Origin of the sequence: Micromonospora sp. NPDC127501 (assembly GCF_040302185.1) — a bacterium.
GTDB lineage: Bacteria > Actinomycetota > Actinomycetes > Mycobacteriales > Micromonosporaceae > Micromonospora.
In genome coordinates this window covers 18856-38735 of the sequence record NZ_JBEORJ010000011.1, presented here as the reverse complement: position 1 = coordinate 38735, position 19880 = coordinate 18856, and the positions used below count along the sequence as shown (strand labels likewise).

General features: G+C 71.3%; 19 protein-coding genes, 1 tRNA gene and 1 other RNA gene. 12 read left to right on the top strand and 9 right to left on the bottom strand.

All coding sequences use genetic code 11. The annotated features are described in order from the left end of the window. Nucleotides 1–140 precede the first annotated feature (140 nt). From smpB to ABTW72_RS23635, 5 genes are all read left to right on the top strand, one after another. Entirely contained in the window at nt 141–620 is a 480-nt protein-coding gene (gene smpB / locus ABTW72_RS23655) for an SsrA-binding protein SmpB (RefSeq protein ID WP_350861913.1), read from the top strand. A gap of 104 nt (nt 621–724) precedes the next feature. Continuing rightward, nucleotides 725–1100: a transfer-messenger RNA gene (gene ssrA, locus ABTW72_RS23650) on the top strand. Nucleotides 1101–1169: 69 nt separating this feature from the next. Beyond that, nucleotides 1170–1847 (top strand): hypothetical protein, encoded by a 678-nt coding sequence (locus ABTW72_RS23645; protein ID WP_350861911.1) that lies wholly within the window; start codon nt 1170–1172, stop codon nt 1845–1847. 173 nt (nt 1848–2020) lie between these two features. After that, nucleotides 2021–2530, top strand: coding sequence for a hypothetical protein (locus ABTW72_RS23640; RefSeq protein WP_350861909.1), 510 nt, complete (start codon nt 2021–2023; stop codon nt 2528–2530). A gap of 45 nt (nt 2531–2575) precedes the next feature. Beyond that, on the top strand, nt 2576–3529 hold the full coding sequence (locus ABTW72_RS23635) for a hypothetical protein (protein WP_350861907.1): 954 nt from the start codon (nt 2576–2578) through the stop codon (nt 3527–3529). Between the two features lie 6 nt (nt 3530–3535). Here ABTW72_RS23635 and mdlC read toward each other — a convergent pair whose 3' ends face one another. Further along, entirely contained in the window at nt 3536–5131 is a 1596-nt protein-coding gene (gene mdlC, locus ABTW72_RS23630; RefSeq protein ID WP_350861905.1) for a benzoylformate decarboxylase, read from the bottom strand. A 322-nt stretch (nt 5132–5453) separates the two neighbouring features. On the opposite strand from mdlC, the gene ABTW72_RS23625 reads away from it, so the two are divergent. Next, a complete protein-coding gene (locus ABTW72_RS23625) occupies nt 5454–6044 on the top strand; it encodes a YqgE/AlgH family protein (RefSeq protein ID WP_350861903.1) in 591 nt (196 codons plus the stop codon). Between the two features lie 88 nt (nt 6045–6132). After that, a tRNA-Ala gene (locus tag ABTW72_RS23620) sits at nt 6133–6205 on the top strand. A 137-nt stretch (nt 6206–6342) separates the two neighbouring features. On the opposite strand, the gene ABTW72_RS23615 is transcribed toward ABTW72_RS23620, so the two are convergent. The 7 genes from ABTW72_RS23615 to ABTW72_RS23585 form a co-directional block, all read right to left on the bottom strand. After that, a complete protein-coding gene (locus tag ABTW72_RS23615) occupies nt 6343–6603 on the bottom strand; it encodes a YciI family protein (protein ID WP_350861901.1) in 261 nt (86 codons plus the stop codon). Nucleotides 6604–6692: 89 nt separating this feature from the next. After that, nucleotides 6693–7997 (bottom strand): ATP-grasp domain-containing protein, encoded by a 1305-nt coding sequence (locus ABTW72_RS23610; protein WP_350861899.1) that lies wholly within the window; start codon nt 7995–7997, stop codon nt 6693–6695. After that, nucleotides 7990–8955 (bottom strand): sulfotransferase family protein, encoded by a 966-nt coding sequence (locus ABTW72_RS23605; protein WP_350861897.1) that lies wholly within the window; start codon nt 8953–8955, stop codon nt 7990–7992. The genes ABTW72_RS23610 and ABTW72_RS23605 overlap by 8 nt, the downstream gene beginning before the upstream one ends. Nucleotides 8956–9004: 49 nt before the next feature. Next, on the bottom strand, nt 9005–10225 hold the full coding sequence (locus tag ABTW72_RS23600; RefSeq protein WP_350861895.1) for a GNAT family N-acetyltransferase: 1221 nt from the start codon (nt 10223–10225) through the stop codon (nt 9005–9007). After that, nucleotides 10215–11540 carry an MFS transporter gene (locus tag ABTW72_RS23595; RefSeq protein ID WP_350861893.1) on the bottom strand — a complete coding sequence of 442 codons (1326 nt, stop codon included), beginning with the start codon at nt 11538–11540 and terminating at the stop codon, nt 10215–10217. The genes ABTW72_RS23600 and ABTW72_RS23595 overlap by 11 nt, the downstream gene beginning before the upstream one ends. Continuing rightward, entirely contained in the window at nt 11530–13278 is a 1749-nt protein-coding gene (locus ABTW72_RS23590) for a carbamoyltransferase N-terminal domain-containing protein (RefSeq protein ID WP_350862227.1), read from the bottom strand. The genes ABTW72_RS23595 and ABTW72_RS23590 overlap by 11 nt, the downstream gene beginning before the upstream one ends. A gap of 780 nt (nt 13279–14058) precedes the next feature. Continuing rightward, nucleotides 14059–14181: a 50S ribosomal protein L36 gene (locus ABTW72_RS23585; RefSeq protein ID WP_030490864.1), complete on the bottom strand. Its 123-nt coding sequence runs from the start codon at nt 14179–14181 to the stop codon at nt 14059–14061. 124 nt (nt 14182–14305) lie between these two features. Here ABTW72_RS23585 and ABTW72_RS23580 point away from each other — a divergent pair, with 124 nt between their 5' ends. Next, entirely contained in the window at nt 14306–15247 is a 942-nt protein-coding gene (locus tag ABTW72_RS23580; protein ID WP_350861891.1) for a lytic polysaccharide monooxygenase auxiliary activity family 9 protein, read from the top strand. 27 nt (nt 15248–15274) lie between these two features. On the opposite strand, the gene mgrA is transcribed toward ABTW72_RS23580, so the two are convergent. Continuing rightward, entirely contained in the window at nt 15275–16270 is a 996-nt protein-coding gene (mgrA, locus tag ABTW72_RS23575; RefSeq protein ID WP_350861889.1) for an L-glyceraldehyde 3-phosphate reductase, read from the bottom strand. Between the two features lie 70 nt (nt 16271–16340). Here mgrA and ABTW72_RS23570 point away from each other — a divergent pair, with 70 nt between their 5' ends. The 4 genes from ABTW72_RS23570 to ABTW72_RS23555 are packed head-to-tail and all read left to right on the top strand — an operon-like array spanning nt 16341 to nt 19771. Beyond that, nucleotides 16341–17321: an aldo/keto reductase gene (locus tag ABTW72_RS23570; protein WP_350861887.1), complete on the top strand. Its 981-nt coding sequence runs from the start codon at nt 16341–16343 to the stop codon at nt 17319–17321. Further along, nucleotides 17318–17824 carry a hemerythrin domain-containing protein gene (locus tag ABTW72_RS23565; RefSeq protein ID WP_112582361.1) on the top strand — a complete coding sequence of 169 codons (507 nt, stop codon included), beginning with the start codon at nt 17318–17320 and terminating at the stop codon, nt 17822–17824. The genes ABTW72_RS23570 and ABTW72_RS23565 overlap by 4 nt, the downstream gene beginning before the upstream one ends. Before the next feature lie 55 nt (nt 17825–17879). Next, a complete protein-coding gene (locus ABTW72_RS23560) occupies nt 17880–19124 on the top strand; it encodes a sensor histidine kinase (protein WP_350861885.1) in 1245 nt (414 codons plus the stop codon). Continuing rightward, complete coding sequence (locus ABTW72_RS23555; protein ID WP_350861883.1) at nt 19121–19771, top strand: response regulator transcription factor; 651 nt, start codon at nt 19121–19123, stop codon at nt 19769–19771. Before ABTW72_RS23560 ends, ABTW72_RS23555 begins: the two co-directional genes overlap by 4 nt. Nucleotides 19772–19880: the final 109 nt, after the last annotated feature.

Here is a 19880-nt window from a genome sequence, read left to right as displayed (position 1 = left end):
GGGTCGTCCCGTCGTTTCCCGAGGACCCTCCCGCAGCCGGAAATAAACGGCGCGGGAGGGTCCTTGTGATTCCGGTAGCATGATCGGTTGTCCGGCCGGGGTGGGCCCGGCCGCGGACTCCAGGAGAGGGGGTGGCGCCGATGCCACGGGAAAAGGGGCGCAAGGTGGTCGCCTCCAACAAGAAGGCACGCCACGACTACGCCGTCCTCGACACGTACGAGGCCGGCATGGCGTTGACCGGCACCGAGGTCAAGTCGCTGCGGGCCGGGCGAGCGTCGCTCGTCGACGCGTTCGCGCAGGAACGTGACGGCGAGCTCTATCTGCACTCGATGCACATCCCGGAGTACACCCAGGGCACCTGGACCAACCATGAGCCCCGGCGTACCCGCAAGCTGCTGCTCAACCGGGCCGAGATCGACAAGCTCCTCGGCAAGACCCGCGAGGGCGGTTACACCATCGTCCCGTTGCAGGTCTACTTCTCGGACGGCTGGGCCAAGGTCGAGATCGCCCTGGCCAAGGGCAAGAAGTCGTACGACAAGCGTCAGGACCTCGCCAAGCGGGAAGCGGACCGGGAGATCGCCCGGGTGTCCGGTCGACGTGGCAAGGGAATGGACGACTAGTTCATCCTGTTTGTCCGGGTCGGCGTGCCGGCCCGGGGCTCGGGATGAAAGCGGTTGCGGCAGGCGTTAGTCTTGTCAGTGCCGCCACATCGGCGGCCTGTCGAGGGGGTGACTGGTTTCGACTTCGTACGCAGCGACAGGGGAAGCGAGCCGAGGAAGCCGACGTCGTCTCGAGAATCGGTCGTCGGAAACTTATAAGCGCCAAGCAAAATCGCGCTGACTTCGCTCTCGCCGCCTGAGGCGAGTAGCTGAGTCTGTCGGCCTGGGAACGCCTTCGTCCCAGTAGCCGGCATCAGCTAGGAGGCTGGCCAATCGGACCCGGTCGCGGGGTCCGTGCGGCGAGATTAATCAGCGACTGGGCCCGTCACACCAACTTGCTCGCGTGAGCGGTGGGGCCGAGTAGAGGCACAGCGAGCTGCGCTCGGAGAAGCCCTGACAAACCGGCGAAGGACCCGGGTTCGATTCCCGGCACCTCCACCACCTCGAACGAAGCGCCCCGGCCCACCGGCCGGGGCGCTTCGTTGTTCGCGGGGTCTTACGCTGCCCCCTGTGACCAACCAGGAGCTGCGCCTGTCGGTCGGCGCGTCGCCCGGCCAGCGCGTCGTGGCGGTGGTGTTCGGCGTCCTGCTCGCGGCCGTGGGCGCGGCCTTCGTGGCACTGCCCCTCGTCGCCGACGGGTTGTTGCGCCGGCTGACCGGCCCGGGTGACGCGTTCGCCTCCTATGAGGAGGCACGCGACCTGCCACCGGGGCTGCTGCCGCCCGGCCTACGCGACTCCGCCGACCCGAACCAGTCCGGTCCCAGCCCGTTCGTCGGCCTGTGTGGCCTGCCCTTCGTCCTGCTCGGCCTCTACCTGGTGCTGCGGGTGCTCCGCACGGCCGCCTGGCTGGACGGCAGCCGGGCGCGGGTACGCGGTGCCCTGCGCACCCGTACCGTCGACCTCGCCACCGCCCGGATCGAGTCCGGCGCGGTGTCGTACCGCGAGGCGGACGACGACGGTCCGGCCGGCGAACCGCAGGTACGGGCCATCCTCGCGACCGACCCGGGGCGCGCCCGGGGGGTCACCATCCCACTGCGCGGCATGGGGCTGCCCGTCCTGCCGCCGTCCGAGCTGCGGGCGCTGGCCGAGGCGATCACGACGGGTCGACCGCGCGACGAGCGGGCCGGCGACGCGCACGCCGTGGCCGACCACCTGCGCCGGCTGGCAGAGCGCCCGTCGACCGACTGAGGCGGTCGTACGTCCCAGGAGGCCCGTGCGGTGCCCCAGGGCGGCATCAGCGTGGCTGGTGGGGTCACTGGGTTCAACGGGGCAGATGAGACGGCTCAGGGCCCTGGACAGGGCGGGCGGGGCAGCCGCACCATCGCGGTATGGGGTAGCAGCGCCGCCGCGCGGGAGGTGCCATGGTCACCGGTCCGGTCCAGCAGCCGTCAGTCGTCGCCCGACCGCGCCTCGCGCATCCGGCGGGGCTCCCCGCCGATCCACATTCCATCGGTCTACCCGGCGCGCCGCGCCCGGCCGGCCTCACCGGAGACGTGCACGCTCTCGGCCGGGCCGTCGCCGCCGCGAGCACCGAGCCACGCTGGCGTGAAGAGGTGCTCCTTCGGCTGCGTCCGGTGCACCGGGGCTTCACCGAGCACGTCCGGGTCACCGAAGGTCCCACCGGTCTCTACCGGGAGTTGCTCACCCAGTCGCCGCGACTGGACCACGGCGTGCGGCTGCTGACCCGGGAGCACGTGGCGATCGTCGCCGCGATCCTGGCGGTCCAGCAGATCGCTGAGCGGCCCGAGGCGCACCCCGATGAGCTGCGACACCGGGCCGGGCACCTGCTGCGAGGGTTGGCCCGGCATCGGCGGCGCGGCGCCGACCTGCTCTGGGAGGCGTACCAGACGGATCTGGGTGGCGAGACCTGAGCCCAGGCCGGGAACCGGCCGGTCGGCGGAGGCGTCGAACCGTACATGAATCGGCCTGCACTGCTGCTCGTACTCCCGTTGCTGCTCACGGCGGGCTGTGCCGCGACCGACGCCGGTCCGGCCGCCGGTCCGCGCAGCCCGACGCGCGGCGTGGAGGCGTTCGACCAGCGAGCCGCTCAGGTCGCCGAGGCGTGGCGGCCCGGCCCCGACTGGCGCACGGGCTACGTGCCGCTGGAGGGGCCGACAGTGCTCACCGGTGACCCGGGCTTCACCCCCGAGACCGAGGCGGCCTTCCGGGCCGGGTGGTACCGCGCGCAGGTCGGGATACCGCCCACCCGGGTCGGCGGCGAGATCCAGTTCCCGGACGGACGGTTGAGACTGCCGTTGGTCAGCGCCGCCGAGGCGTACCGGCAGCTCGACCAGGGTGACCCACTGCCCTGCCCGGGGCGGCCGAAGCAGCTCGGTCGGCCCACCCCCGGTGGCCCCACCGTCGAACCGGGGCCCGACGGGTGGGCCACGAGCAGCACGCAGACGGCCTGTCTCCCGCTCACCGTCACCGCTGTCACGTTCGACGCCGTGCCGGTTCGCACGAGCCGGGGGGTGGCGCAGGTTCCGGCCTGGCTGTTCACCGTCAAGGAGCTGGCCACCCCGGTGGCCCGGCTCGCCGTCGCGCCGTCGGCGGTCACCCCCGTCCCCGAGCCGACCACGACGGCCCGGCCGCTGCCGGACGGGTTGGTGGCGGCCCAGGACCTGGCCGCCGTCGACGGCGCCCGGCTGACCGTGCGGCTCGGCGTCGGCGCGTGCGACACCGGAATCGCGCCGCTGGTGTGGGAACGGCCGGACGTCGTGGTGGTCGGTGGCGGCGTCACCCGGGCCACCGGCGAATGCATCGCTGTGCTGAAACTGGAGCCGGTCACCGTCACCCTCGCCGCGCCGCTGGGCAGCCGGCCGGTGCTGGACGTCTTCACCGGTGCCCCGCTGTCGATCGGACCGCGCTGACCCGGTTCAGAGAATGCTGGGCACGTCGGTGCTGATCGGCACCGGCAGCACCGTGGGCCCGTCGGCACGCAGCCCGGCGGAGAGCGCCGCGCCGAGCTGATCGGGGGTCTCCACCACCTGCGTGGCGCAGCCGTAGCCGCTCGCGATCGCCATGACGTCCAACCCCGGCAGGTCCAGGCCGGGCACCCCCGGGGTGTGCTTCAGCTCGGCGAACGCCTTGAGGATCGCGTACTGCTGGTTGACCGGGACGACGACCACCACCGGCAGGGCCAGGCGTGCGGCCGTCCAGAGCGACTGCACCGAGTAGTGGAAGGAGCCGTCGCCGATCACCGCCACCACCGGGCGACCGCGCCCGGTGTCCCGCTCGGCCAGTGCGACGCCGATCGCCGCCGGCAGGCCGTAGCCGAGGCCGCCGCTGGCCATCGTGAAGTACGACGCCGGGCGGGCGATCCGCAGCTGACGACGCAGCGCGGACAGATTGGATGGTGACTCCTGGACCAGCACGCCGTCGGTCGGCCAGTGTGCGGCCAGCGCGGCGAACATGGCGTCGGCGCTCAGTGGGGTGCCGACCTCCGGCGGTGGCGGTGCGTCCGGTCGCGTGGGCGCCGGCCGGTCGCTCGGCGGCACCCCCTCGACGAGCGCGGCCAGTGCCAGGCCCGGGTCGCTGAGCAGGCTGTCACCGACCGGGGCTCGCGCGGCCTCGTCGGGGTCGTCCGTGATGTGCAGCAGGCGCGCGCCGTCGGGCAGGTGCCCGCCCGGCACGTACGGGTAGTAGCGGAACACCGGGGCGCCGACGACCAGCACCGTGTCGTGCCCGCGCAGCGCCTCGGCGAGCGGACCGATCGCGTACGGCAGCACGCCGCGAAAGTGCGGGTGGTCCTCGGGGAACACGGCCCGTTCGGTGGCGGGAGCCGACCAGACCGGCGCGGCGAGCCGCTCCGCCAGCGCGATCGCGGCCGGCCAGCCTCCGGAGCGGTCCACCCCCGGCCCGTACACGAGCACCGGGTTGCGGCTGCCGGCCAGCACCCGGACGAACTCCTCCAACCGCTGGGGGTCCGGCGCGAACCGGGTGGCCACCGTTCGCGGCGCGGGCGGCGGGTCGGCGGGCTGGTCCCAGTCGTCCATGGGCAGGGAGAGGAAGACCGGCCCGGCCGGTGGCTGCACCGCCGTCGCGTACGCCCGCAGCATCGCCGCGGGGATGTCCTGCGCCCGGGCCGGCTCGTAGGCCCACTTCACGTAGGGCTGCGGAAGCTCGGTCGGTCGACGGCTGGCCAGCCGGGGTTCCAGGAGCAGCATCTCCCGGGTCTGCTGGCCGGCGGTGACGATCAGCGGGGTCTTGTTGTGCCAGGCGGTGACCAGGTTGCCCATGCCGTTGCCGGTGCCCGGTGCGGTGTGCAGGTTGACGTGGGCGGGCACTCCGCTGGCCTGGGCGTAGCCGTCGGCCATCGCGACGGCCGTCGCCTCGTGCAGCGCGTGGACGTAGTGGAAGTCGGCGGGGAAGTCCTGGAGGAACGGCTCCTCGGTGGAGCCGGGGTTGCCGAAGACAGTGGTCATCCCGAGGGTGCGGAGCACGTCGTACGTCGCGTCCCGGACAGTTGCCATCGCCACCCGCCTCCGTGTCGCGGGCAGGGGCGACCGCGGTCGCCCTCCCGATCAGCCGAATCTATCGGGATGTGACGGACCTTTCGGGCGTTTCTCGGCCGTCGGTGGCCCCGATCGGTCGATCACCGGGAGCTCGGCCGTCGGGTGCGTCAGCCCTTCGTCTTAACTGTCCGATCACCCGCCGGTCAGACCTTAGCCAGCGCCCAGCACGCAGGCTATGGTGCCAGGCATGGCGTTGACAGCGCGGCTGAACCCGATGCGGCGGGCGGATCCGGTCGATGACCGGCCCCCGGCGCGGGCTCACGGTTGACGGGTGTGTGGCATGCAGGGAGAGGGCCAGGCGATCGGCGGACGAGCGATGGAGTCGATGACCGGGCGGCTGCTGGTCGCGACTCCGGCGCTCAAGGACCCGAACTTCGACCGTACGGTGGTGCTGCTGGTGGCCCACGAGCCGGGCGGCGCGCTCGGTGTGGTGCTGAACCGGGCCACCGAGGTGCCGGTGGCCGAGGTGCTCGGTGACTGGAGCGACCTGGCCCGCCACCCGGCGGTGCTCTTCGAGGGTGGCCCGGTGCAGCCCGACTCGGCCATCTGCCTCGCCCGGATGCGGCACCCGATGCGCCGGGTGAAGGGCTTCCACCAGGTTTCCGGGGCGGTCGGCACGATCGACCTCTCGATCGACCCGGAGCGGCTGCGGGAGAGCATCGGCGGCATCCGGGTCTTCGCCGGCTACTCCGGCTGGGGCAGCGGCCAGTTGGAGCAGGAGATCGCCGACGGGTCCTGGTTCGTGCTGGACGGGCTGCCCGGGGACGCGTTCGTCGACCGGCCCGACGACCTGTGGCCGATGGTGCTGCGCCGGCAGGGCGGGATGATGGCCGCCGTCGCGCACTTCCCGCCGGACGTGGCGCTCAACTGACCCGGCCCGGCGGGGGACCCCGCGAGATGACCATGCGGGCCGGTCTGTGTATAGTTTCCCAGTGCCCGGGCGACCGGGACGACAGCAAGGGGCCGTGGCGCAGCTGGTAGCGCACCACACTGGCAGTGTGGGGGTCAGGGGTTCGAGTCCCCTCGGCTCCACCCTTGAGAAACGCCCTGGTCGGTATATACCGACCAGGGCGTTTTGCTGTTGCTGGCGGTGCCGCCGCAGGGTCGTGCACCCCTTCGCGGGTCGCCGGTGGTGCCCCAACTGCGTAGCCAGGGCACCCTCGCCCCGGCTACCGAACGATCGGTGACCACTCCCGCTGGCTGGCGATCGTCACCCCGGGGGTGCGGTAGTAGGGGTCCTCGGCGACGATCGCGGCGAACGCCTCGGCGTCCGGGACGTCGAAGATCAGTAGTGCCCCGGAGTCGTCGGCGAACGGCCCGGCCATGACCAGCCGACCCTCCTGGTGCAGGGCCTGGAGACGCTCCCGGTGCGCCGGTCGGGCGGCGAGCCGGTCGGGTTCGGCGCCGAAGGACAGCTCCAAGATGAACACCGGTTCCTCCTCATCGGGGCGATCTTTCGAAGCACCCTAGTCGATCCGGCGCGCCACCGACGTCTTGTCGTGGACCCCGTCGGTGCTGGTCAGGGATCGACGATGATGTCGATCGCCGCGCTCACCTGACGCTCGAGGTCGTCGAGGTCGTCGAGGGTCGGGGCGTCGATCAGGAACGTCACCCCACGGTCACCGGATTCGCGCAGCTCACCGAGGCGCGCTCCGCGTTCCTTGAGCACGATGACGTGTCGCAGGGCGGGCGGGTCGTCGGCTTCGCCCGGTGCGATGACCGGCCACGGTTGCCCCTCCGGCACCCACTGCGGCTCCACGCCCGGCCAGCGCAGCTTCACGTCCTGCAACGTTCCCGTCGGCTGGGGCAGGTAGACCTGGCGGGCGTACCGCCGGGGTGGGGGGTGTGCCGCCGGCTCGTCGAGCGCCACCTCCATGATCGTCTCCTCCAGCGCCCGACCGGTCGCCAGGTGGTAGAGCGGCATGATGCCATCGCCGGGAGTACGGGCGGCCACCTCCATCAGGACCGGCCGTTCGTCCCGGTCGAGACGGAGTTCGGTGTGCACGATGCCGGCGACGAGACCGAGCCGGCCCACGATGTCGCGGTTGGCGGCGAGCAGCCTGTCGTGCTCCGCGCCGGGAGGTGCGGGCACGGTGTGGGCCATCTCGACGAACCAGTCCGAGCCGTCCTCGGTGGTTCGTTTCTGGGTCGCCGACTCGAAGACGATCCGACCGTGTTGGACGACCGCCTCCACCGAGTACTCGGCGCCGGTGACGTACTCCTCGACCAGCAGGGTCTCCGCCGCCGGGTACTCGGTGAGCAGCGCGGGCAGGGCCGCGGGGTCGCGCACCGCCCGGACCCCGGAACTCGACCGCCGGCCGGAGGGCTTCAGCACCGCCGGGAACCGCACCGGGCCCACGTCGAGCCCGGCGCGCCCCTGCGGTGGGACGACGACCAGCCGGGGGCTCCACTGCGGCAGGTAGAACCGTTGCAGGTACTTGTTGCGACACACCCGCGCCGCGCGTACCCCCGGCCCGGGCAGGCCGAGCGCGTCCGCCACGATCCCGGTCTGCTCGACGAGCATCTCGCCCGCTGCGTAGACCCCGACGATGTCGTACTCCTGCTGCCAGCGCTGGACGTGGGCGACCACACCGGAGGTGAAACTCCCCTCGATGCCGACCTCGCCGGTGACGAAGGCCGCGTCCGTGAGGTACGTCCCGGGACCCTCGCCCCGGGCCATGGCGGCCGTCGTGTCGGCGCGCCACTGTTCCGAGGTGATCAGCAGGATCCGCAGCCCTCGACCGGCGAGGTCGGCGAGGAAGCCCCAGTTGCGGGCGATGACCCGGTAACCGCCGAGCAGCAGGAAGGCGCGGGTCTCACTCATAGCCGTACTGCTCCAGGATGTCGCCGAACAGTTCGGTGAAACGGGCCTCGTTGCGCTTGGTGAACCGCTCCCGCCAGGTGCCGGTGGTGCCCCGGAAGAAACTCCAGGAGTTCTGGTCGTAGACCTTGCCGGCGACCTCCTCGGCGTCCGCGGTGGACCCGACGTGCTTCAGCAACCGGTCCACGGCCTCGAGTTGGCGTTGCCGGGACCCGCCGCCGCGCTCCCCGACCAGATCCTCGTAGCTGACCTTGCACACGTCGGGGTGGCGCAGCAGCCACAACCCCCTCTCGAACTGGTCGCGGCCGAGGAAGGACGTGTCCCGCATCGCGTAGTCGAGCTTCTCCTCCCAGGTCGGCAGGGAGGTCAGGATGCGGTGGAAGATGTCGAACTCGTAGAAGTTGCCGTACCCCTCGCGGGTCCGCCCCTCCAGAAAGTTGACCATGGACACCAGGGCGTCGCGGGGGTCGCGGTAGTTGTAGACCAGCGGCGGGGTGCCGGTCTCCACCCACTCGGCGAAGAAGGACCCGTCCACCTTGCTGATGTCCAGCTCATGGAAGATCCAGCAGAGCCCGGCCGGGGTGTCCGCGAACCGGGAGTACGGCAGGTGCGGGTTGGTGATCACCGAGTCGGCGAAGTCGAAGCGGGTCTGCCCGTACCGGTTGACGACGTGCTGGCCCAGTCGGCGTTGCCAGTGCCAGCCCAGGGCGGACCAGGCCTCCTGGGTGCGGAGCAGGTACTCCTCCGTGCCCTCCAGCTCCAGCAGTTCGTCGTAGTCGGACTTCGACAGGGTGAGCGCGGCGATCTGACGTCGCTGCGCGTCGGTGAACTCCGGGGTGTTGCGGGGGGTCGGCCGGGGCACCCCGGCCATCTTGTACCCCAGGTTGGTCATCAGACCCTGCATGAGGTGGGTGCCGGTCTTCTGCAGCGAGATCACCATGGCACGAGGGGCGAGCGGCATGTCGGTCTCCCGGTGGTCGTGCGTCAAATGCGACGCGTGATGAAGGGAATCAGCGGACGTAGGCAGCCAGGTGGCCGGTGGTGCGCTCGTCGAGGAACCGGAGGAGCCGGGCGAACGACTCCCGCCGCTGCTCATCGGGCGTCCACAGCCACAGCTCACGTTTGGCGACCCGGGCGCCTCGGCGGAACTTCGGAGCGAACGCCTCGAACCCGAGGCGGTACCGGGGCACGCCGGCCCGGATGCACGACTCGACCGGCTGCCCGAACACCAGGTGGTGGTAGGCGACGCTGGTACCGGTGACGTCGTAGTCGCTGCCGTAGCCGAGGGTGCAGCAGCCGTGCCGTCCGTACATCTGCACCGTGCAGGCGAGGACCTCGGCGTCGGACCGGCCCGCCACGGCCACCCGGATCGCCCCGGGGAGCACCGCCGCCAGGTACGCGCGGGCCGCCCGCAACTGGGACCGGTTCGGTGCCGCGCCGTTGCGCTCGCCGGTGCGCGCCTCAAGGTCCACGATCCGGTCGACGTGCTCGGCCAGCGGCACCTCGCGGACCTGGAGGCCGGCCCGGGTCACCTCGCGCTCGGCCAGTCGGTAGTTGCGGCGCGTCTCGGCGTTCTGCCCGTCGAGGAACGCCTGGTAGGTGGGGTAGCCACCCAGGTGCAGCGCGGACGCGGCGGTGACCGAGCCCCGGACGAAGCCGGCGGCCTCCAGCAGGCCACGCAGCAGCTCGTCGTCGGTGGCCACGTACGGCAGAACCACCGCTCCCGCGCGGCCCTGCCGGACCAGGTCCTGGAGGGTCGCCACGACCTCTCGGCCGGCCTGCTGCCGCCGGGTGATGTCGACGTCGGGGGCGGTGAACAGCGGACTGCGGTCGTACGTGCGGACGACGAGCGGCTCTCCGACGGTGGAGGTGAGCCAGTCCGCGAGATCGCCCGACTCGGGTGCGTCCGGGCCGAGCGCGCCGAGCAGGGCCCGGTGCTCGGCGCGGATCCGGGCCGCGTCGTCGTCCGGGGTGAGCCGGAGGAATTGTTCCTCGGTGAGGAGTTTCCACGGGTGGCTGAACAGGCCCGTCCCGGCCACGGCGGTGACCGCGTGGATCGCGGCAACCGGCCCCCGGTCGTCGTCGGCGGTGACCAGCAGCGCGGTGCCCGGCTCCAGCCGTTCGCGGAACAGCAGGTAGCCGTGGGCCGCGTCGGGTTCGGCGTCGGCGGCCAGCCGGGCCCAGGTCGCCTCGTCGACGGCGCCGATGCCGTCGGTCACGTCAGTCGCCATGCCGGATGGACCGTTCCTTCCGAATCGTCGTGTCCGTGAGGGCCCGCACCTCGGACATCTGGGCCGCCCCGCGCAGCGGAGAGGCGTACAGCAGCAGCGAGGAGACGGTGAGCGAGACGGCCACCACCCACACCGCCGTGGTCGCCCCGGCCAGGTCGGTCAACACCCCGCCGAGCAGTGCCCCGACCGGCAGCGAACCGAAGGCCGCGATGCGGTAGCTCGCGGTCACCGCACCGAGCAGGACGGGTGGGGGGACCTGCTGCCGCACGGTGACGGCCAGGACGTTGTAGACCGCCAGAGCCGCCCCGTTGATCACGAAGCCCGCCCCGAGCAGCACGGTCGCCGTGCCGGCCGCGGCGAGCCCGGGCACCAGCAGCAACCCGAGCGCGGCGACCGTGATCGAGACGGTCAGCGCCCGACCGAGGTGCAGTCGGGCCCCGACCCGCCCGGCGACGAGGGAGCCCACCAGCGCCCCTACGCTGCCGAGCCCGATGACCAGGCCGATCAGGCCACCGGAGAGCCCGAGGGTGCGCACGCCGTACACCAGGAAGACCGTCGCGAAGGCCTGCTCGTGCAGGTTGAAGAGTGCCGACTGCACGCACAGGTCCCGGATCGGTCGGCTCCGCCAGACGTAGGCCAGCCCGGCCCGGATCGTCGGCGCGTCGCCCCGGTCGGTCGCCGGCCGCAGCGCCCGAGCGGGGAGGGCCGCCATCGCCATCGCCGCCGCGCAGAACAGTGCCCCGGTGACCACCGCGGCCCAGGAGGCGCCGGCGGACTGCACGATGAAACCCGCCGCCGCCGGCCCGGCCATCTGGGTCACCGACGTGGTGGCCTGCAACAGACCGTTACCGGCGACCAGCCGGTCGCCGTCGAGCAATCGGGGCGCGGTGACCTGGGACCCGATGTCGTGCAGCACGGCCGCCGAGCCGATGAGGAACGCGCCCACCAACAGCGCCGTGAAGACCAGGCGGTCGGTGGCGGCCAGGGCCCCGATGCCGAACAGCACGACGCCGCGCGCCGCGTTGCCGGTGACCAGGATCCAGCGCAGCGAGGTACGGGCGGTCCAGGTGCCCACCAGCAGGGAGAACGCCAGCACCGGCACGAACTGGGCCGCGCCGACCAACCCCACCTGGGTCCCGCTGCCGGCCAGCACCGTCACGACCAGCAGCGGCAACCCGAAGGCGGTGATCTGGTGTGCCGACCGGGCGGCCAGGTCGCCCAGCCAGAGGGTACGGAAGGCCGGCTCCCGCAGCGGGGGGCGCGGTGGCGCGCCGACGCCCCCACCCTCCGGCAGGCGCCGGATGTCAGCTGACACCGGTACCGGTGACGCTCGCTGACGCGTCCGATGAGGTGACTCTGCGGTACAGCGCGTTCCCGCTCCAGATCAGGTCGACCTGGCCCCACTCCATCGCCGACACCACGTCGGGGAAGAAGCTGCGGCCGTTGTAGTTCGCGCTGGTGTTGCAGAGCACCGGAATTCCGCTCCACTTGTGGTACTCGCGCAGGACGGCCGCGAGCATCGGGTTGTCCTCGGCGCTGACCGTCTGCAAGCGGGCGGTTCCGTCGAGGTGGATCGCCGCCGGGATCCGGTCCACCCAGTCGGGGCGCACCCGGTGGTCGAAGAGCATGTACGGGTCCGGGGTGCCCGGGTCGAAGACCGTCGGAGCCTGATCGGTCAGGCAGATCGGTGCGACCGGCCGGAAGCTCTCCCGACGCTTCATCCGGTTGAGCTCGTCCTTCATCGCCGGGTCCACAGCCGGGGCGAGGATGCTGCGTGCGCCCAGTGCGCGAGGGCCCAGCTCGGCGCGGCCGTGCAGGACCACCACCGGCTTGCCGGTGCGGTGCAGCAGCCGGGCCAGCTCCTCCGGTCGACATGGCGCCACCGTCCAGCCCGCCGGAACGTGCGAGTTGTGCACGAGGTCAGGGCCGGCGAAGACGTTCCACGAGATCGGCGCCAGCCGTTGCTCTCCGCTGACCAGAATGGCGCCGGTGCCGACGGCCGACCCCGAGTCGTCCGGGAAGGGCGGCACCCACATCTCGCGGATGGCCTTGTGCGCCCGCATGGCGCTGTTCCACTTGATGTTCAGGGCGCAGCCCCCGGCGAAGCAGAGGTTCCAGGGGCCGGCGCCCTTCCAGGACTCGGCCTTGGCCACGAGTCGCTCGACGAGCAGCTCCTCGATGAACTCGTGCACGCTGGCGAGCACGTCGTCGTCGGAGACGCCCAGTTGGTCGGTGCGCCGACGGACGTCCTCCAGATAGGCGTGGACATAGGCGTGTGAGGGCTCGCCCGTGCTGCCGCAGCCGATGATCTCCTCGCGGTACTTGCGGACGGCCGGGCTGTTGGCCTCGAAGTGCTCGTGGAACAGCTCTCCGAGGACCTGCTTGATCGGCTCCCGGGCGGTGCCGAGGGCGATGTAGGCCATCAGTTTCCCGGCCACCGAGAGGTCGTCGACGTTGCGGGACAGCTTGTCGCGGCGGTACGGCCCGAAGTGCTGCGAGGCCATCGAGTAGAAGTGCCCGATCAGTGGAAAGACCTCGCCGCCGGGCTCGATGCGGCCGTCCTTGTCCACCGCGTAGAGCCGGGGGAAGCATCCGCCGTCCCAGACCAGGACGAGGCTCGGCTCGCCCCGTCGGGCGAAGGGGCTGGTGCTGTACGCGGCGGCGAGGTGGCTCGCCACGTGCACGTGGCTGACGTACGGCACTGTGGCGTCGCCGATGGGCAACTCGCCACGGTGGCCCGGCTGTGCCGGATTCGGTACCCGCTCCGTCTCCCGGTAGGGCGCCAGGCGGACGTCGACCGGGCTGCCGTTGTTGAGCCGGTGGGCCTGCCCGTGAACGGCGCCGTCCCAGCCGTCCAGTGCCCACTGGTCGACGTCGGAGACCTTGTACCCGAAGTCGCCCAGGATCCGGGTGATCAGTGTGAGGTCGTCCACGTCGCTGTATCGACGGTTGTTCTCCAGCTTCTGCGCCTCGACGTTGAACTCCAACACGTCGTCCTGGAACAGAGCAACGCCCCCGCTCTGTGTGAGCTTTACTCCGCACGTAATACGCATAGCTGCCTCTCCCGTTTTCGGCGACTTGAAAGTCCTATCGATGTTCCGCCGGCAAGTCAACCCCTCGGTCATTGCCGACACCGATCAGGACGCCTTCCGGTCGTGGATAGGGGAGTGGCGTTACTCGATGTGGTTCGTCGTCCGCGTCGGGCCAGGAAGCGGCGTCGAGAGCCCTTCCCGAGATACCGCAATGCCTATCGGCGTAATGGGTTATGGATTTTCCGCCATCTGAAATTCGCGTGTTACGAGTTGGTAACTCAGCGCTGTCGGCTGACAGGGTTGGCGTCAGGTCCGATCGCCAGCTGTGGCGTCCTGGGTGGCATATCAGCAGCTCAGCATGGCTGTGACGTGCATGGGGGATTAATGAGTGGCAATGAGGCCAGTTGGCGTCTATCTTCGACCGGGGGTGCCGCGCGGTCCGGGGGTCCTCCGGTGGACGAAGCGGATCTTGAGCGATGGATACGCGAGATCCTGCAATCGACGCATCCACTCCGACTCGGCTCGGAACTGCGTCGCGCCGAGCGCGTCGCGAGAGCCAGATTCTCCGACCCGACAATTGCCCAAGCGGTCCACAGGGCTGTTGCGGCGACAATGAAAACGCGTGATTGAGCAACCATCACCAAGCACCCGCAACCCCGCGGGACCGGGTCAGGAAAAGCGCTCCCGAAAAAAGATTGCTTCTTGTCTTCCGGGTTGATCGGTCATACCCGGACACGCAAAACGCCCCGACCGGAGACCCGGTCAGGGCGTTGGCGACTAAATGTCCGGTAAGGGCTGGGGTCAGCCCTGACGGCTCTTCCACTGCGGGTTGGCGCGGTTCACCACGACCACCCGGCCGCGACGGCGGACCACCACCGAACCCGGCTTCTGCTTCAGTGCACGCAACGAGCTACGTACCTTCATGTCTGCCTCCTCGGTGCAAGCGGTTCCGAGTATCGAAACGCCACGCCCACCCGCAGGATTCCCGGCCGGTCAGCGTCGAACCTTTGCCGTCTCCCGGCCGTACCAGTGGGCGGAGGTCATCCTCATGCCCGTACGCCGGCTCCTCGCCACGGTGCTGGTCGCTACCGCGACCGTGCCCCTGGCCGCCACGCCCGCCGCCGCCCACGGCGCCCCGACCGACCCGATCAGTCGCGCGGCGGCCTGCGGCCCCGAGGGCCGGTACGCGACCACCAGCGCCTGCCGGGCGGCGATCGAGGCCGGCGCGGCGGTCCGCGAATGGGACAACGTGCGCGTTTCCACGATCAACGGGCGGGACCGGGAACGGATCCCGGACGGTGAGCTGTGCAGCGGCGGGCTGTCCGCGTACCGGGGACTGGATCTGCCCCGCACCGACTGGCCCAGCACCACGCTGACCACCGGCGCGACGTTCACCTTCCGGTACCGGACCACCATCGAGCACCGGGGCACCTTCCGGCTCTACGTCACCACGGCCGACTACGACCCCCGCAAGAAGCTGACCTGGGCGGATCTGGAGTCGCGCCCGTTTCTGACGCTGACCGACCCGCCGGTGCGGGCCGGGGCGTACCAGTTGGCGGGCCGGCTGCCGGCGGGCCGCAGCGGACGGCACCTGATCTACACGATCTGGCAGAACTCCAACACCCCGGACACCTACTACTCCTGCTCCGACGTGGTGTTCCGTGGCGCCAGGGCCACGGCCACCGCCACCCCGACGAAAGCCGGCGCGACGAAGAGCGCGGCGGCTGCTCCGCGTACCCCCGCGAGTGGGCCGCCTGCCACGCCGCCTGCCACCGAGCCGGCAGTGGCGGCGGCGGCCGACCCGGGCGTGCCGGTGGCGTCGGTGACCAACCTCGGCGGCCGGTGGCCGGTGCTGGCCGGTGCCGCCGCCGTCCTGGTCCTGGCGCTGCTGCTGATCGGTGCCGGACGGCGGCGTCGCAGCGCCGCCGCACCGGTGGGCCGGCAGTGCGAGGTGCGCAACCACCGGGCCGGGCGGCGCCGGATCTGGTGATCCGACCCGCCCGGGACCCGACGGCGTTCAGCCCAGGTGGCGCTCGATCTCGGCCAACTCGTCGGCGGTGAAGTCGAGGTTGTCCAGCGCCGCGATGTTCGTCTCCAACTGCTCGACGCTGCTCGCCCCGATGATCAGGCTCGTCATCCGCGGGTCACGCAGCGCCCAGGCCAACGCGAGCTGAGCGAGGGACTGGCCGCGCCGCTCGGCGACCGCGCCGAGGCCACGGATGGTGGCCATCTTCTCCTCGCTGAGGTCGCTCTCGTTGAGGAAGACGCTGGTGCGAACCCGTGAGTCGGCCGGGATGCCGCCCAGGTAACGGTCGGTCAGCAGACCCTGGGCCAGCGGGCTGTACGCGATGCAGCCCGCACCCACCTGCTCCAGCGTGTCGAGCAGGCCGTCGGACTCGGTCCAGCGGTTGAGCATCGAGTACGACGGCTGGTTGATCAGCAGCGGCGTACCCAGCTCGCGCAGGATCGCGGCGGCCCGCGTGGTCTGCTCCGAGTTGTAGTTCGAGATGCCGACGTAGAGCGCCTTACCGGAGCGGACGATGGCGTCGAGCGCCCCCATCGTCTCCTCGAGAGGGGTGTCCGGGTCGAACCGGTGCGAGTAGAAGATGTCGACGTAGTCCAGCCCCATCCGGCCCAGCGACTGGTCCAGCGACGAGATCAGGTTCTTGCGCGAGCCCCACTCGCCGTACGGGCCGGGCCACATCAGGTACCCGGCCTTGCTGGAGATGATCAGCTCGTCCCGGTACGGCTTCAGGTCGGTGGCGAGCATCCGGCCGAAGTTCTCCTCCGCCGAACCGGGCGGTGGGCCGTAGTTGTTGGCCAGGTCGAAGTGGGTGACACCCAGGTCGAAGGCGCGGCGCACGATGTCGCGCTGCCGTTCGAACGGGCGGTCCGGCCCGAAGTTGTGCCACAGCCCAAGCGAGACGGCCGGCAGCCGCAGGCCACTGCGTCCGCTGCGCCGGTAGGTCATGGTGTCGTAGCGGTCATCCGCGGCGAGGTAGGTCACGATCATGAGCCTAGCTCCGGCCCAGCGTGGTGCGGATCGGGCGTGGAAACCGGGACATCGGGGTAGTTTCGACGCCATGCGTTTCATTGCGCTCGACACCCCCAAACCGCTCTCCAAGATCGGGTTGGGCACCTGGCAGTTCGGCTCCCGGGAATGGGGGTACGGCCCGGACTTCGAGCGGCAGGCGGCGCAGATCGTCCGGCGGGCCGTCGAGCTGGGCGTGACGGTCTTCGACAGCGCGGAGATCTACGGCTTCGGGCGCAGCGAACGCATCCTCGGCGCGGCCCTCGGCGACGACCGGCCGAAGGTAGTGATCGCCAGCAAGATCCTGCCGGTGCTGCCGGTGGCCGCTGTGGTGCAGCAACGGGCTGTCGCCTCGGCGGCCCGGCTCGGCGTCACCAGCATCGACCTCTACCAGGTGCACCAGCCCAACCCGCTGGTCGGCGACCACGCCACGATGCGCGGCATGCGGACCCTGCAGGACGTCGGGCTGGTCGGCGAGGTCGGCGTGAGCAACTACGGGCTGCGCCGCTGGCAGGTCGCCGAAGCGGCGCTCGGCCGGCGGGTGCTCAGCAACCAGGTCCGCTACAGCATGCTGGACCGCGCACCCGAGCAGGACCTGCTGCCGTACGCGCGGCAGGCCGGTCGGGTGGTCATCGCGTACAGCCCACTGGCGCAGGGCTTCCTCTCCGGCCGCTACGACGCCAGGAACCCGCCGACCGGCGCGGTCCGGCGCGCCAACCCGTACTTCCTGCCGGAGAACCTGGAGCGCGGCGCGGCCCTGATCGACACCCTGCGCCAGGTCGCCGACGCCCACGACGCCACCCCCAGCCAGATCGCGCTGGCCTACCTGCTGCGCCACCCGAACGTGCTCGCCATCCCCGGGGCGTCCGGGGTCGAGCAGATGGAACGCAACGCCGCCGCCGCCGACATAGACCTCGCCGACGACGAGTACACGGCGCTGGCCGAGACCGCGAAACGCTTCCGACCGATCACCGGACTCGCCGCCATGCCGGCGATGCTGCGTGCCCGGTTCGGCAGACCAACCGGAAAGTGAGCACAGTGGACGACATCACCGCGCTGATCCTGGACGACCACGCCGCCTTCCGGCGTGGCTTCGCCCGCCTCGACGACGCCCGCGACGAGCAGGAGATGCTCGCCATCTGGGACGCCCTCGCCCTGCACCTGGACATCCACGCCGAGGCGGAAGAGGCGATCCTCTACCCGCACCTGGTCAAGCACGGCGACGACGGCGAGGACGAGACCGCCGACGCGATCGGCGACCACAACAAGATCCGCGACGCCATCGCCGAGGCGAAACTGCATCCGGTCGGCTCGGACCAGTGGTGGGAGGCGGTCGGTACAGCCCGCCGGGAGAACAGCGAACACCTGGCCGAGGAGGAGGACGAGGCGCTGCCCGACTTCCGCCGGCACGCCAGCACCGAACTCCGTGCCGAACTGGGCCAACGCTGGCTGACCTTCTACGGCGAGCACAAGAACGGGCGCAACCTCCCGTTCCGCGACAAGGACCCGCAGCAGTACGTCGCCGACCACCGCTGACATCTCCCCGACGCGGGGGAGTTGCCGGGACCGGTCCGGACAGCAGAATGGCGAGGTGAACCTCCGAGCGGCGCTGGCCCCGCTGGTCGCCGGCACCACCTGGCGACGCGGCGTGTTCCTGCTGCTCGGCGGAGTGCTGGCGCTGCCGTACGGGCTGCTCGCGGTGACCTTCGGCCAACTGCTCGCCGACTCGGCGATCCCGCGCCCACTGGTCTACACCCTGCTGCTCATCGCGGTGCTGATCGCCGTGGTCCCGTTGCTGCTGGACGGCAGCCGGGCCTTGGAGATCGCCGCCGTCCGGGCCCTGCTCGGTGTCGACCTGCCCGAACCCGCGCCCGGACACCACGGCGACCGGGAGACCCGGCTGCGTAGCGCGCTCTGGATCGCCACCCACCTCATCGTCGGCGCCGTGGTGATGATCGCGCTGTTCAGCGCCCTACCGATGGCGCTGGCGTTCATCGCCCAACAGTTCGGCGTCGGCACCGAGCTGACCAGCCGGGAACAGTTCGGGCCGCTGGACGGGCAGGACAGCGGATGGCTGACAGTGACCGGGGTGCTCCTGCTGGTCGGCCTCGGCTACGTCGTCGCCGGGCTCGGCGCGCTCGCCGGGTCCATGGCGCCGGTGCTGCTCGGTCCGGCCCAGGCGGAGCGGATCGCCGCCCTCGAAGCACAGGCCACTCGGCTCGCCGAACGCAACCGGCTGGCCCGGGAGCTGCACGACTCGGTCGGACACGCGCTGACAGTGGCCACCCTCCAGGCCGGGGCCGCCCGCGAGGTCCTCGACACCGACCCGGAGTTCGTCCGGCGGGCGCTCACCGCCATCGAGGACGTCGGGCGGACCGCGATGGACGACCTCGACCACGTGCTCGGGCTGCTCCGGGAGAACGGACGCGACCGGCCCGTGGTGGCGCCGCAGCGTACCCTCGCCGACCTGGACCGGTTGGTCACCGACGCCCGCGCGGCCGGCCTGGCCGTGGACGCGCACCGCGCCGGCGACCCGACCCGGGTGCCCGCGGTGGTCTCCCGGGAGGGCTACCGGATCGTCCAGGAAGGACTGACCAACGCGGCCCGGCACGGACACGGGCCGGTGACGGTACGCCTGGACCTGCACAGCGACGCGCTGGAGCTGGAACTGGTGAACGCGGTGAGCCGCCCCGGACGGGCCCGGCCGGGGCGGGGCGGTCGAGGCCTGGACGGCATGCGGGAGAGGGTGCTGCTGCTCGGCGGCCGGATCACAGTGGGCCCGGACGGCGACCGGTGGCTGATCCGGGCCCGCCTGCCCTACGAGGAGACCCGATGACCACTGGGGTACTCATCGTCGACGACGACGAGCTGATCCGCATCGGGCTGCGAGCGATCATCGACGCCCAACCCGACCTGCACGTGCTCGCCGAGGCCGCCGACGGTGCCGAGGTGCCGCCGCTGGTCGCCCGGCATCGGCCCGACGTGGTGCTGATGGACGTGCGGATGCCCGGCATCGACGGCATCCAGGCCACCCGGCACCTGCTGGCCACCTCCGCCGACCCGCCCCGGGTGCTGGTGGTCACCACGTTCGCCAACGACGAGTACGTCTACGAGGCGCTGCGCGCCGGCGCCTCGGGGTTCCTGCTCAAACGTGCCCGGCCCGCCGAGGTGGTGGAGGCGGTCCGGGTGGTCGCGGCCGGTGAGTCGCTGCTCTTCCCGGCCGCGATCCGACAGCTGGTCGGGGCGTACGGGCCGGCGGGCGGCGACCGGTTGACCGCCGCCCGGCTCACCGAACGGGAGGCCGAGGTGCTGCGGTTGATGACCACCGGCCGGTCCAACCCGGAGATCGCCGCGCACCTGGTGGTCGGGGTGGAGACGGTGAAGACGCACGTCGGCAACGTGCTGGCCAAGCTGGGCGTCCGCGACCGTACCCAGGCGGTCATCGCCGCCTACGAGTCCGGCTTCGTCACCCCGTCGGGCTGATTGGTCGCCGCTGGTCGATGCGCGGCCATCATTCGGAGTTGTTCGAGGTTGTTCGGAACGGTATCCAGCATTGTCGATCCCCTTCAAGAATGGATGAACCCCCAGTCGA

Bases quoted from the DNA above. Each gene is read 5' to 3' on its own strand.
- smpB (WP_350861913.1), top strand. From the start codon at position 141: ATGCCACGGGAAAAGGGGCGCAAGGTGGTCGCCTCCAACAAGAAGGCA.
- ABTW72_RS23640 (WP_350861909.1), top strand. From the start codon at position 2,021: ATGGTCACCGGTCCGGTCCAGCAGCCGTCAGTCGTCGCCCGACCGCGC.
- ABTW72_RS23635 (WP_350861907.1), top strand. From the start codon at position 2,576: ATGAATCGGCCTGCACTGCTGCTCGTACTCCCGTTGCTGCTCACGGCG.
- mdlC (WP_350861905.1), bottom strand. From the start codon at position 5,131: ATGGCAACTGTCCGGGACGCGACGTACGACGTGCTCCGCACCCTCGGG.
- ABTW72_RS23625 (WP_350861903.1), top strand. From the start codon at position 5,454: ATGCAGGGAGAGGGCCAGGCGATCGGCGGACGAGCGATGGAGTCGATG.
- ABTW72_RS23610 (WP_350861899.1), bottom strand. From the start codon at position 7,997: ATGAGTGAGACCCGCGCCTTCCTGCTGCTCGGCGGTTACCGGGTCATC.
- ABTW72_RS23605 (WP_350861897.1), bottom strand. From the start codon at position 8,955: ATGCCGCTCGCCCCTCGTGCCATGGTGATCTCGCTGCAGAAGACCGGC.
- ABTW72_RS23600 (WP_350861895.1), bottom strand. From the start codon at position 10,225: ATGGCGACTGACGTGACCGACGGCATCGGCGCCGTCGACGAGGCGACC.
- ABTW72_RS23590 (WP_350862227.1), bottom strand. From the start codon at position 13,278: ATGCGTATTACGTGCGGAGTAAAGCTCACACAGAGCGGGGGCGTTGCT.
- ABTW72_RS23585 (WP_030490864.1), bottom strand. From the start codon at position 14,181: ATGAAGGTACGTAGCTCGTTGCGTGCACTGAAGCAGAAGCCGGGTTCG.
- ABTW72_RS23580 (WP_350861891.1), top strand. From the start codon at position 14,306: ATGCCCGTACGCCGGCTCCTCGCCACGGTGCTGGTCGCTACCGCGACC.
- mgrA (WP_350861889.1), bottom strand. From the start codon at position 16,270: ATGATCGTGACCTACCTCGCCGCGGATGACCGCTACGACACCATGACC.
- ABTW72_RS23570 (WP_350861887.1), top strand. From the start codon at position 16,341: ATGCGTTTCATTGCGCTCGACACCCCCAAACCGCTCTCCAAGATCGGG.
- ABTW72_RS23555 (WP_350861883.1), top strand. From the start codon at position 19,121: ATGACCACTGGGGTACTCATCGTCGACGACGACGAGCTGATCCGCATC.